Genomic DNA, 12,933 nt, shown 5'->3' on the forward strand with positions numbered 1-12,933 from the left:
ATTCACCCGCTAGTACTTCCAACTCATGTCGGCGCCCTTAGGCGCGGTCTCTTCGATGTGCTTCGCCAATATTGGCATCACGCGCTGCATCATCGCCTGGTACGACTGCCGGTTCGTGATCTTTCCCCCGCCTGCGTAGCAGTGCGGTTGCATGTAGCCGTACTCGAAATCCGCGATCCGATAGGGATTCTTCGAGCTGTCGAGGAAGTCCTGGGTCAGGTGAACGGCGTTGTTCAGGTACCAGGTGTCCATATCGCCAACGGTGATGTGCAGTTTGTCGACAAGTTTCGGGCCCAGCGTTGCGATGTTTGTCCGCAGGATGTGATCGAGGTCGTAGTGCTCCTGCCAGTACTTCGCGACTTCAGGGTCGATCTTTCCGGTCGCCGGGTCCCAGATGGGCTTCGGGTAACCGTCCGGGCCCACGGGGCTAAACACGGCTTGCCAGATGTCGAACTGCTCGGTAGAGCGACCATGCGTCCCCATCACGCGCTCGCGACGGTATGCCGGTTCCATCTCCGCCAGTATCTTCCCGGTTGGAGTCCGCATATCCGGCCGCGGAACCCTGCCAAACGGTCCTTCGTCCCAGTAGGCGTTCTTATCGTCGTAGATGTCAACCGCCTGGTACGCGTGAAAATCGATCGGATCGGGACAGAAGCCAAAGCTGCCGTTGTAGAAATCGGGATAGAAAATCTGGCTCGCAAGCGCTTCCCATCCGCCGGTTGAACCACCCTCGAGCACGCGCGCCCAACCTTGCCCAATTCCGCGAAAACGCTTCTCGACTTCGGGGATTAATTCTTTCGTGATTGCATCGCCATAAGGCCCCAGGTTCGCCGAGTTCACCGCGTAGGAGTCGTCATAGTAAGGATTTGCGTGCTGGATCAGAAGAAGCAGCATGTGCGGGAGGCGACCGTTCGTCCAGTCTTCGAAATTCTGGTACTGGATCTTCGCCATCTCCAACTGCCGGCCCTTGAGATCCGGGGTCGGTGGCTGCTCACGGAACCAATGGAAATCAGATGGGAAATGTCCCTGTTCGACCAGCAACGGGTAGTGCGCTTCCGGGTGCTCGTCGAAACCCGCAGGAAGCACCACGATCGCCCCGAGATACATCGGGCGGCCCCAGAAGTCGCTCAGCAGTTTGCTCTGTATGCGGAAGTGTTTGACGTACTTCGTGTCCTTCGGCGGCTCGATGGGCGGGATCTTCTCCGTCATCGAGATACGAACGACTCCACCGGTTGCCGGATCGATATGCATCCGAACCGGCTTGCTCATCAGGTTGCCGGGCTTGCGAAACCACTGCTGGCCCTCACCCATGTCCGGCGGAAGCTTCACCGTATGCCCGTCGGCACGGTGAAACGTCTCGTAGATATTCAGCACCGCCTGTACGTAATAATCTCCGGGTGGAATCTCATCGACGCTGCGCCTTGGATAACCGAGCGTGGACGAATCCACTGTTGCAACAGCACCGGGCGCGAGACCGTCCACGTCGATGCCGAAGAATTGGCCACTCTCTGCTGTCTCCTCGCGCAATTGAAACCGCGGCTCCGGCTTAGACTCGGTCGAAAGGCCGAGCATGATGTGGCCATCGAGCGGCTTATTTTCCAATGTCGCAGGGAAGCTGATTTCAAAGCGCAGTTTGGGTTTCGTGCGCACCGCAGGCTTCTGGCCGAAGGAGAAAGACGGAACAAAGGTGACAATCGCGAAGCACACGTACAGCAGAGATTTTCGTCCCATGATTTTCCTTGTATGAGAACTACGGTTTCTTCTTTTTGCCAAACAGCCCGCCAAGGTCGTTCAACAGGTTGCCGGGTTTGGTCTGCTGTTGCTGACCCTGTGCGCCCGACAAAAATCCGCCAACCGCGCCAGCCACATCGGGCGTAAAGACCGGACTCGAGGTCGTTCCGGTGATGTGGAAGGGAATGGTGGCGTTCTTCCCGCCGTAACCCACCGCCTGCGTCAGTGCTCCCAGCGCATTCCCCTGCGTCTGCAATTGAGCGGTCATCTTGAAATTGATCTGGTTATTAGGATTGATAACACCATCGCCTGCAAGACTTCCAATTGCGGGAAGGACCAGTTTCAAATCGCTCACCTGGGTGCCTTGTGGTGAGATGCGCACATTGCTCGAGAACAACTGGATGATTGTCTCCTTCGCGCTCTGGACGCCGGCGAGTTTGGAAAGCGCGGCAAGTTTCGAGCCAAGATCGTAGCCTGTCAGTTTCGTGTTGTTGATATCGACAGATCCCGCGGTCACCAGGCCGTCGACGGGCCCAGTGATGGTTGCGTGGGCATTGGCGGTACCGCCCTCCAGGCTGGCACCCGACGGTAGAATGATTCCGATGGCCGGTAAGATTCCCGCGATGTCATTCACCGCCATATTGGTGGCATCGACTTTCGTATCCAGTCGCGTGGAGGCGCCGCTCATGTTGTAAGTGCCGCCGAGACTCGCCGCGCTGCTGCCCAGTTTCAGAATGCCCTTGGTCAGCGCTCCGGTCTGCTGGGCAAGGTTGTAGTTCGTCGCGAAATCCATATTTAGAGGCTCTTTCGCCGGAGAGCATCCCTGCACGAGGCAGAGACCCGTCCCCGTCGCATGTCCGTCGAGTTTCGCCGTCCTGCCATCGGAGTTCAGGTTGGCGTCGATGTTCACTTTTCCGCGCATGCCGGAGGCGGGATCAACCAAACCACTCGCCGCGAGGTCGAGGTTCTGCACTTTCAGCCCGGCGGTGAGCGGCGTCTGCGCTGCCTGGCTTTGCGACAACGGGCCGAAATTCCCTTTCACATCCAAACTGCCGCCGCCCGGCGGCGTCGCGGAAACCTGGTACGGAAATGCCGAGGTCAGCGAAATGTCCGTGGCCGTCACATCCACGTTGGAGTAAACCGCCGGCTTGGTGCGGGTTCCCTGGTACTGCACCGTCATAGTTCCGTTCTTGATGGCGAACTTGCCCACCTTGAACTCCGGTGCTGGTCCGCCCTGCGATTTAGGCGCATTTGCGCCCAGAGTGGAGACGTTCCACTTTCCATTGGTCCCGTGGATCAGGTTCACCGTCGGCTGATTGATCGCGAAGGACTCGATGTTCAATTTCCGCGACACGATCAGCGGCCACATTTCAACTCCAATCGACATTGATTTCGCGGTGAGGAAGGGCTCCTTGCCGAACGCCGGATCATCTGCGACAGAAAAATTGTCGGCAGTGACTCCGCCCGAGAAGATCGAGAGGCTCAGGTTGCCGACCGTAACCTGCCGGCCCAGGGCCTTGGTGGCCTCGGCCTCCACCTTGGGGCGGAATTGATTCGCATCGATAAAGAAGGGGATAACCGCCGCCGCGATGATGACAAGAACTACGACGACTCCGATGGTTATGAAAACTTTGCGCATGATATCCCCCCGGCAAAGGTTGCTCGTGTCTATGGGCAGGAAATGTTACCACTGCGGAGAGCGGTGCTGGAAATCAGGCGTGAGCTTCGGCGGTAGCGGCGAACCGCATCAGCGCCAGGGTGGTGAGATCGTTATCGATTGGCCTTCCATGCATGTGGGCCAGCACGGAATTCAGAACCTCATTGCAGAGGCCCTCGGCATCGTGGGCGTGGCCATTGGCGAGAATCTTTTTTACCCGTTCGATCCCGAACTCTGAGCGCCGGTTGCGAGCTTCCATCAAACCACGCGAGAACAGAAGCAGGACCGCGCCGGGCTCCAGAACCGTCATCAGTGCGTCCTGTGTCGCATGCAGGAAGAGTCCCAGCGGCAACCCGCTGGCCGAGAGTTCGCTAATCCCGTGCGAATCGCGCACCAGTGCCGGCGTGTATCCCGCGTTTACGTAGCACAAAGTGCCCAGTTCTTCGCGATAGGAGCCGGCAAAGCCGGTGGACATGTGCGCCGTGCCCGTGATTTCCATGATCGCCCGATTAATGGCGAGTACCAACTGAGTCAGCGCATCGGCTTCATTGACATGCTCGGACTGGAATAGCTCCTCCGCCATTCGACGAAAAACGATTTGCACCGTGGCAGCCACGTGAAATGCGAAATCGCGCTTCCCCGCGATGTCCAGCACAACAAAGATCATGCGGTTACGGACGCAGACGATGTCGAAGAAGTCGCCGCCGATGCGCGCTCCGTGATAGCGAACCGCGATTTGCGCCGACGAAAGGGTCGGAAACTGGGTCGGAACCGGACGTAGTAACTCGGGTTCGGGCGGCTTCCGGAAAAATGCAAAATTCAGCATCAAACCGCGACGATAGCACGTTTTGGCGGGGTGGCCAACAACCCAGCGTGAACTTTAATTCCTGGTGCATCGCGGAATGGGGTTATGTGCCGTATCGGTCTTTGAGGTACTCACCGACATCCTGCTGCAGCTTGGCATAGCCGGCGTGCACGGTGGATTGCAGGGCAGACTCGGTGCTCTGCCCCTCTCCGATTCTTTTCAATATCTGCCGAATCCCGTCCATCCCGTAGGTGTCGCGAAGGTATTCCGCCACTGCCAGCGACTGAATGTAGGCAACCGAAGCTTCTTTTCCATCGAGATTCATGAAGGATCCTTCAAGCAAGTTCAACGGGACTTCGTGATCCTGAGCAAACAGGCGGGCGAGCGTTGCTCCGTACGGGGCTGCAGTCCGCGGTTCCATCAGTTGCGCAATCCCCTCATGGAGCCACTGAGGACAGCGCCCTCGACTGAGTTGGTTGATGAAGGTATGTGTCAGTTCATGGCGGAGAATACGCGCCAGCTCTGGCGTCGCCGTCGTCAGGCCAGAAATAGGGACCCGGATCTTTCCATCATTGATCGCGGTCGTCCAACTCGGGGACTCAGTGACATCCTGGAATGCCTGCTCGGTATAGAGAATGACAGTTATGTTCTGAGGACTGGTCCCGAATTGGCTGGAAAGGTCCTCATAATTAACATCCAGGACCTGCAGCACCGAATCGCGCAGGGAGTCGGGAATGGAATGCCCCTGGTAACGAAGAGTGAAGTGACCGCTATTGCGCTGTTGGAAATCGGCGGTTGCGTGCTGGTCGCGCTGCGCCTTCTCGAGATACTTTTGCACGGTTGCGTCAGGACGAATCTCCAGGGAACGCTTCCAGGACTCAATCGCATCGCGATTGCGATCGGCGGAATAATACGCGTATCCGAGTACCGTCCAGCCATCGGCGGAATTGGGCGCCAGTCGCGTTGATTTTTCCGCCATCGAGATCGCATCTTCGCCACGTCCGACCTGAATCAACAGGGCGGCATAGTGATCCAGAATTGTATGGTTCTTCGGCAGATACCCGAGCGCCATCGAGTAATAGCGTACCGCACGGTCCGGATTTCCGTGTTCCTGCTCAAAGCGGGCCGCCTGGAAGTAAGCCGCCGCCACGGTTTGCTGGTCGGCAGTACGATCAATGGCGTATAGAACCTCGGGGTCCACCTTCCCGTCGTGGATCAACTTGGGGGTGAGATCATTGGTAACCGGTAGGCTCGAACTCGGTGTAAAGGTGGGCGTTTCGGGGTGGCTGGTTGGCGGAACCCCAATTCCTGTCTCGATTCGATCAACCAATTTCTGAGAAATAGCGTACTTGTCGTCGCCTATTTCGTACTCCACCCGACCATTTTTCTCGCGGGCGGTGTCTACAATAATGCGCTTCCCGTTTTTCAACACGATGACATCACCGCGTACGAGCGGAGCAGCTACGAGCAGGATTAAGATGACAGGAAGTCGCACGGAAGCGCATTCTAACAGCATCGCAACAGGGGGTTGTAGGTGACGCGTGGGCCAGCACTCTTGGTGCTAGTCGTCCTCGTTCTCGGATTCGGCGTCTTGGCGCCTGCCCAGAATCCCGGCCAGATTCAGGCTACTCCTGCGCCTCAGAATCCTTCGCCTCAAGCTCTGCCCGCGCCAAAGACCGTCCAGGAACTCTACCACCAACTTCGGAGCGTTGGCCTGAACCTCAGCGCGGTGTTCAAGATTCGCGATGCAGCGATCGACCGCGAGGACCTTCACCTTTACCTCAACGATGGCATGATCGGTTTCACGCAAGACGTTGATGGCCGCATCACGGGGGCGTACTTCACCGGCGAAGGAGAGATTCTTACCCGACCGCCCGACATCTCCGAACGTGCCTCCCTGGGGCTCTTTACCGGTCTCGGCTACCTCGACGAGCACTTCCAGGCCGCTTACCTTCGCTTCAACGACGACACCGCTCTGCAGTTGCAATCGCATCTACGGGATACCGATGCCGAAGCCAAGCAGGAGTTCCTTACGACGAATGCGCCGATCGCGCCGCGTCTGGCGCAAATGGATGGATTGCGGTTGCTCAGCAGCTTCACGAGCCATTATTCACAGGACCACTATCTCCATGTGAGAATGCTCGCCGCACGGCTGGGCAATTTCGACGCCTTTTACGATTCGATGGCGGAAGAGCAGATCAGCATTGGAAAGTTCACTTCCAAGGACAACGTTGACTACTACGACGTGTGGATGTCGTTCCCGGCACGATCGTCCCGTGGCCCGGATCCTCCGGAGCGCATCGTCGACCCGTGGCGTTCTTCGCAATCGGTGCGAGTGACGAACTTCGACATTAATGCCAAGCTCATTCCGCCGGAGCGCATTGAAAGCGATGCGACGCTATCGCTCAGCGCAAAATACGGCGGCCAGCGCTTGTTGTTTTTTGAGTTGTCGCGGTATCTGAAAGTGCACACCGTGACGCTCGCCGGTAAGCCGCTCGACTTTCTGCAGAACGAGAGCGTTGACGGAACTGAATTGGCCAAACGTGGCAACGATCTTGTAGTCGTTATCCTTCCGCAAGCTCTGAAGAACGGCGAACAGTTCCAACTCCATTTCGTATACGCCGGCGAAGTCATGCAGCAGGCTGGGGAAGGCTTGCTCTACGTCGGTGCACGCGGCACCTGGTATCCCAGCCGCGGCATCGGGATGGCGAAGTTTGAACTTGAGTTTCGCTGGCCGACGGAGTGGACGCTGGTAGCCACCGGAAAACGCGTCTCGCTTGAAACCCAGGGAAACGAACTGGTGGGCCGGTGGGTGTCGGAAGTCGAAATGCCGCTGGCGGGATTCAACTTGGGCCAGTACACGCGCAAAGAATTCCGGGTCGGCAATGTCCAGGTTGATGCTTATGCCTCGCGTTCACTCGAATCGGACCTCACGAAACAGGCTGCCAGCACAGCCGTGGTGAAGCCTCTGCCAAAGCTCGGCCCAGAATCTCCTGAAACCCTCATCGTCGCTCCGCCACTTTCGATCGATCCTGCGCAGAGCAGTGAATCGATGGCCGAGCGTTGCGCAAAGGCGATTCAAGCCTATACCCAGTGGTTTGGCCCATACCCGTACAGTACCCTTGCGGTGACGCAGTTTCCGTCCCGGTCGGCGCAAGGATGGCCCGGCCTTATCTTCCTCTCCAGCGCCGCATGGCTCACCCCGGAAGAGCAAGCGCGTCTCAAACTCGACACCTTCGGGCGAATCGTCTATGGCGATCTCATGCCCTGGCACGAAACCGCGCACATGTGGTGGGGCGATGTCGTCTTTTGGAAAAGCTATCGCGATCAGTGGCTCGTCGAAGCACTCGCGAACTATAGTGCGCTCATGATGATTGAGCAACGCGATCCCGACGCTTTCGAAATAGCCATGAACCGCTATCGCGACGACCTTTTAAGCCGGGCACCCAACGGCCGCCAATATCTCGAAGCTGGTCCGGTAAACCTTGGGGTTCGGCTCTCTTCATCCGAATTCCCCGGCGGCTATGTTGCTATCAGCTACGGACGCGGCACATGGTTGATCCACATGCTGCGAAGCATGTTTGACGACCCGATCGCGAAGCCGCACGAAGATCTGTTCCTGAAAGCGCTGCGTCAGTTCCGCGAACGTTATGCGTTCAAGGAGACGACAAGCAGGGACCTCGAAAAGGTCTTTGAGGATTACATGCCTGCCTCGCTGCGCTACGATGGTCGCCGTTCACTCGACTGGTTCTTCAATGGCTGGGTGGATGGTACAGCCATACCGAGTCTCTCGCTGAAAGACGTTAAGATCAATCGTCGCGATGGCAAGTCATTTGCCGCGTTTACGATCCTGCAACAGGATGCACCGGATGATCTGGTGACATCAGTTCCGATTTACGCTGTTCTCGGCAATAACCGCCGGGTTTTCGCAGGTCGCGTGTTCGCCGACGGGGAACTTAGCAAGCTTCACCTCACGGTTCCCGCTGGAACCCGCAAACTTCTACTCGATCCGTTCAATACAATCCTGCGGCGACCGTGAGTTTTTGGCATTGACGATCACTGTAGACCCGAATGTCACAGATCTGTGAAATTTTTGCCCCATCTGCGTCAGAAATGAACTCCCTTATTTTCCTAAAGAATTTACCGCACCGGAGGCATCCTGCAGCGTGCAGATGTAATCTTTTGTCTCGTTGCAGAGCAGGGATGCTCCCCATTCACCCCTGCGGGATCTGTGCATTCGCTGATTAGTCCTTGCTAATTTGGCGGCAGATCAAAAGGGTTTTTCGAAGCACACTGGAAGCCTCGACTCGGTCAGGTCACAAGAAGCCGATCTAAGTGACGGGGCGAAGCTATCTCCGTTCAGGCAAGCGTGCAATTACATACGTGCTTCCTCTGTGGCGGTTCTTCTGAGAGTTTCAAGATAGGCGCCGGGCCGGAAAGTGGAGGGTATGGGCACTCAGCAGTGGTTCGCAGCATACACTTATGCGAGGCATGAAAAAAAGGTCGCGGAATATCTCTGCTGGTCTGGCATCGAGTCCTTTCTGCCTGTCTACAAGGACGCCAGTTTGTGGAAGAACGGCCTGCGCGTGCTGATCGAGCGGCCTCTCTTCCCCAGCTACGTTTTCGTTCATATTGAAGCTACAGATAGCCTGAAAATTCTCCGTACGCCCAGCGTCGCCAGCCTGGTCACGGTCGCCGGCGTACCCGCTTCATTACCAAATAGCGAAATCGAATCCCTTAAAGCCGGCGTATCCCAACTCAATCTTGAGCCTCATCCTTACCTCCGAAAGGGCGATCCCGTCCGTGTCAAGACCGGACCATTCGCTGGACAGGAAGGGATCCTGGTACTGCATAAGAACCGCTGGCGGGTTGTAATCTGCATCGAGTTGTTGATGCAGGCCATCTCGGTGGAAATTGATACGAGCGCAATTGAGCGCCTGCCTGCCAGCTATTTCCGTTGTGCTTAGCGAAACTCTCGGACTCAGCCGTTGGCGCAAAAACAGATCCAGTCCTGATCCATTGAACATCATCTCGCCAGCCTCTGCTTGAGGCCCTCTCCGAATCCCCGCATATGAGTGAATATTCCAATCGGGACACCAGGATACGAATCCTCGAAGCCGCTGCCACCAAGTTCGCCGCGTACGGATTCCGCGCCGCGACCATGAAACAGATCGCCGCCGCCGCGAACGTAAACGACGTCACCGTCTATCGTTACTTCCCGAAAAAACAGAACCTCTATTGGGCTGCTATTGACTGGAAGGTGCGCTCGTCCGCTCTCAACCAGCTATTTGTGGAGGGACTGGGCGAGACACTCCGTCCGCGAGAAATGCTCGAACGGTTGGGAGAACGTGTGCTCGGTCTTCTGCTGACCGATCGCAGCCTTGGCCGGCTCATCTATTTTGCCGTACTCGAACTTCCCGAAGAACGAAAGCGTCTCTACGAGGGACATTTGAAACCGCTGCTAGCGGAGCTAACGACACAGATCCAATCCTGGGTACAGGCCGGGGAGGTTCGGGCCGTCGACCCGCACTCCGCAGCCCTTGCCATCACTGGGATGCTGTGGTCGCCTTACAACCTGCAGGAATTGCTGGGAATGGAGAAACCCGGGCAGGAATCGGTCAAGCAGATGGCTGGCGACTTTGCTGAGCTCTGCCTGCGCGGATTAGGAACCAATACCACCCAGGCTACCGTCGGATAACCACCGCCACAGAAGGTAATTGAGATGAAGAGCGTGTTTGGTCTGCATCGATTTCGGTTTTGGATAAGTTTGATATTCGTACTGCTGGTCTCTGCGGTCGCGATCGCCCAGGTTCCCGATCAGAATCAGCCCCCCGACAATTCGAACAACCCTGCGAACAACGCGCAGTACTCCACGTATAATTCGGCGTCCTCTCAGAACGCTGCTCCGCCGGAATTGTCGGCCGATGACATCATAAACATCCTGGAGCAGAATCCCGACCTGGTCAGCAGCATGAAAATGCAGGCCCAGCAGTCCGGCATTACCGGCACGAAGGAACAATTCATCCAGCGTTTGCAGACCGATGAGCAGTTCCGAATACAAGTGACGCAATACCTGATCGACCAGGGGGTCGTCGATCCGAAGGATCCGAGACTGCATGCCAATGGAACACAAGCCGGTCAAAACGGTGCGAATGCAGGCCCGGGGCAAAAAATCTATCCGAACAATCAGCAGGGCCCGAATCAGCAGCAGATGGGCCAGTATCCGCCTCCGGGTTATCCACAACAGCGGCCAGAGCAGCAGAACGGCATGACGCAAACCAACAATCAGCCGAATAATGCGGAACAGGGGCAATCACTCGATCAGATCCCGGTTCGCGAGCAACGCCTGCCCCTTGGGTATCAGAACATTCCCTCTCTCAAGGATCTCTATTCTCAAGTCCGCGATGTAAAGACTCCTCTGCAACGTTTTGGAATCGATGTACTGCGCTCGAACAGCGCGGCCAATGTGCCCCCAGATGTTTCTGCCGGGCCGGACTACATTCTCGGCCCCGGCGACGAACTCGTCCTGGTGCTGTGGGGCGGCATTTCGCGCGAGATGCGCCTCGACGTCGATCGCGACGGACGTATCGCGTTACCTGAAATCGGAACCATCCTTCTCTCTGGAAAAACTCTCGGCGACGCTCGCGAGATCGTCCAGAAGGCTCTGGCAACGCAGTATCGGAACATCCATTCCGACCTGTCGCTCGCACGAATTCGAACCGTGCACATTTACGTGGTCGGCGATGTCGCACGTCCTGGTGCTTACGACATCAGTGCACTTTCCACTGTGCTGAATGCGATCGCTGCGGCCGGCGGTCCAACGGAACGCGGTTCACTTCGCCGGATCCGACACTATCGCGGAAACGATCTCATTGCCGAGGTCGATCTCTACGATCTGCTGCTGAAAGGTGTACGCGGAGCTATCGCCGGGCTTGCCCCGGGTGACACGATTCTCGTTCCGCCTGTTGGCCCGCAGGTTGCCGTCAGCGGTATGGTGCGGCGGCCTGCCATTTATGAACTGAAGGGGGAAACCGATCTCTCCCAGGTGCTCGATCTGGCGGGCGGAGTGCTCGCCACCGGATCGTTACGCGAAGTGCGCGTCGAACGCGTCGAGGCCCACCAGCACAAAGAAATGCTCTCGTTGAAGTTGCCGGACCTGAAAGACAAGGCCGCGGTTCAGAAAGCGCTGGCGAGTTTCCGTCCGCAGGATGGTGATCGCATCATCATCGGCGCCATCGCACCCTATAGTAATCAGGCCGTTTATCTCGACGGCCACGTCATTCATCCCGGCAAGTACTCTTATCACGATGGCATGGACGTCTCCGAACTCATTCGCTCCTACAGGGACCTGATGCCGGAACCGTCGGACCATGCTGAGATCGTTCGCCTGCAGCCTCCCGACATGCGGCCCGAGGTCATCGACTTCAATCTTCGTGAAGTGCTCGACGGCGAAGATCCCGTAATTCTTAAGCCTTTCGACACCATTCGCATATACGGCCGCTACGACATCGACCCGCCCATGGTCGCCATTTACGGAGAAGTCGTCCGGCCCGGCCAATATCCCATGAGCAGTGGCATGACAGCCGTTGATCTGGTGCGTATGGCCGGCGGCTTGAAGCGCAGCGCCTACACAGTCACTGCGGACCTCTCCAGCTACACCGTCGACCAGCAAAAAAAGGTCGAGGTGGAAAGCAGAATGGTTGAAATCGGGAAAGCGTTGCGCGGAGTGGAAGACACAGACGTTCGTCTCAAGCCGCGCGACGTGCTGACGATCAGGCAACTCGCCGGATGGAACACCGTCGGAACTGTCGTGAACGTTACCGGCGAAGTGAACTACCCGGGCACATATGGAATTGTCGAAGGCGAAAAACTCAGCAGCGTACTCGAACGAGCCGGCGGTTTTCGTGAGGATGCTTATCCGCGTGGCGCGATCTTGGACCGGACCGAAGTTCGCAAAATTAACCAGCAGGCCCGCGACACCCTTATCACCCGCGTGCAGACCATGATCCCGGACATCAAGGATCCCACCATGGCCGCCGGAGTAGTAAGTTCGGCGCAATTGCAGTCGGAACAAATCGTGAAGCGCCTGAAGGCTACACCCGTGTCCAGCCGTCAGGTAATCAGGATTTCGGCCGACATATCCAAATGGAAAAATACACCGGATGACATCGAACTCCGTCCGGGGGACGAGATCATCGTTCCAAAGTATCCCACCTTCGTCGCCGTGCAGGGACAGGTAAACTCTCCGTCTGCAATAACTTACATACCGGGCAAGAGAGCGGATTGGTATTTCAAGCGGGCCGGCGGTCACACCGCTTCCGCCAGCATGAAAAACGCTTTCATTATTCGCGCCGACGGTTCCGTTTTGGGAAGAGGAAGTAATTCGGGCTTTTGGCGTGGAAACGTAATGTCGACGGTAATGTATCCGGGCGATACCATCGTTATTCCGGAAAAAATTGTCACCGGAAGCGCCGCATGGCGTGGCCTGTTGCAAACCATGCAGGTCATGTCCCAGGTAGCGATAACAGCAGGCGTAGTGTCGAATTTCTGATGCAGAGTTTCAGTCTAAAAGTGGGCGTCGTTCTCCTGGCGGGTTGTGGTCTCTTGTCAAGCGGCAGTTTTGCACAGGAGGCCACGAGTAGCGGCAAACCCATCAAAGTAAAAAAATCCGTACAATCGTCGGACGTATCGTTCCGGACCCTTCCCCGGAACCTCCTGAAAGACCAGGAGACAATCTGGT

Annotated in this window: 8 protein-coding genes; 4 read left to right on the top strand and 4 right to left on the bottom strand. The window is 56.9% G+C overall.

The features are described 5' to 3' along the window. Window positions 1–9: 9 nt before the first annotated feature. From ROO76_17445 to ROO76_17460, 4 genes are all read right to left on the bottom strand, one after another. On the bottom strand, window positions 10–1,731 hold the full coding sequence (locus tag ROO76_17445; protein MDT8069951.1) for a hypothetical protein: 1,722 nt from the start codon (window positions 1,729–1,731) through the stop codon (window positions 10–12). A 19-nt stretch (window positions 1,732–1,750) separates the two neighbouring features. Continuing rightward, window positions 1,751–3,370, bottom strand: coding sequence for an AsmA family protein (locus ROO76_17450; protein MDT8069952.1), 1,620 nt, complete (start codon window positions 3,368–3,370; stop codon window positions 1,751–1,753). A 73-nt stretch (window positions 3,371–3,443) separates the two neighbouring features. Next, the gene (locus ROO76_17455) at window positions 3,444–4,214 is read right to left on the bottom strand and encodes a PP2C family protein-serine/threonine phosphatase (protein ID MDT8069953.1); all 771 of its coding nucleotides are present in this window, start codon (window positions 4,212–4,214) and stop codon (window positions 3,444–3,446) included. A gap of 82 nt (window positions 4,215–4,296) precedes the next feature. Further along, window positions 4,297–5,688 carry a peptidase MA family metallohydrolase gene (locus ROO76_17460; GenBank protein ID MDT8069954.1) on the bottom strand — a complete coding sequence of 464 codons (1,392 nt, stop codon included), beginning with the start codon at window positions 5,686–5,688 and terminating at the stop codon, window positions 4,297–4,299. Window positions 5,689–5,727: 39 nt separating this feature from the next. On the opposite strand from ROO76_17460, the gene ROO76_17465 reads away from it, so the two are divergent. The 4 genes from ROO76_17465 to ROO76_17480 all read left to right on the top strand — a co-directional run bounded on the left by ROO76_17465 (window position 5,728) and on the right by ROO76_17480 (window position 12,744). After that, the gene (locus ROO76_17465) at window positions 5,728–8,232 is read left to right on the top strand and encodes a M1 family aminopeptidase (protein MDT8069955.1); all 2,505 of its coding nucleotides are present in this window, start codon (window positions 5,728–5,730) and stop codon (window positions 8,230–8,232) included. A gap of 409 nt (window positions 8,233–8,641) precedes the next feature. Continuing rightward, window positions 8,642–9,160 (top strand): UpxY family transcription antiterminator, encoded by a 519-nt coding sequence (locus tag ROO76_17470; GenBank protein ID MDT8069956.1) that lies wholly within the window; start codon window positions 8,642–8,644, stop codon window positions 9,158–9,160. Between the two features lie 104 nt (window positions 9,161–9,264). Beyond that, window positions 9,265–9,891: a TetR/AcrR family transcriptional regulator gene (locus tag ROO76_17475; GenBank protein MDT8069957.1), complete on the top strand. Its 627-nt coding sequence runs from the start codon at window positions 9,265–9,267 to the stop codon at window positions 9,889–9,891. A 24-nt stretch (window positions 9,892–9,915) separates the two neighbouring features. Next, window positions 9,916–12,744 (top strand): SLBB domain-containing protein, encoded by a 2,829-nt coding sequence (locus tag ROO76_17480; protein MDT8069958.1) that lies wholly within the window; start codon window positions 9,916–9,918, stop codon window positions 12,742–12,744. Window positions 12,745–12,933 lie beyond the last annotated feature (189 nt).

This window comes from Terriglobia bacterium, assembly GCA_032252755.1.
In the GTDB taxonomy this organism is placed as follows: Bacteria; Acidobacteriota; Terriglobia; order Terriglobales; family Acidobacteriaceae; genus JAVUPY01.

What these genes read in the sequence shown, in the direction of transcription:
- ROO76_17455 (MDT8069953.1), bottom strand. Translation starts at nt 4,214, where the DNA reads ATGCTGAATTTTGCATTTTTCCGGAAGCCGCCCGAACCCGAGTTACTA.
- ROO76_17480 (MDT8069958.1), top strand. Translation starts at nt 9,916, where the DNA reads ATGAAGAGCGTGTTTGGTCTGCATCGATTTCGGTTTTGGATAAGTTTG.
- ROO76_17470 (MDT8069956.1), top strand. Translation starts at nt 8,642, where the DNA reads ATGGGCACTCAGCAGTGGTTCGCAGCATACACTTATGCGAGGCATGAA.
- ROO76_17445 (MDT8069951.1), bottom strand. Translation starts at nt 1,731, where the DNA reads ATGGGACGAAAATCTCTGCTGTACGTGTGCTTCGCGATTGTCACCTTT.
- ROO76_17475 (MDT8069957.1), top strand. Translation starts at nt 9,265, where the DNA reads ATGAGTGAATATTCCAATCGGGACACCAGGATACGAATCCTCGAAGCC.
- ROO76_17450 (MDT8069952.1), bottom strand. Translation starts at nt 3,370, where the DNA reads ATGCGCAAAGTTTTCATAACCATCGGAGTCGTCGTAGTTCTTGTCATC.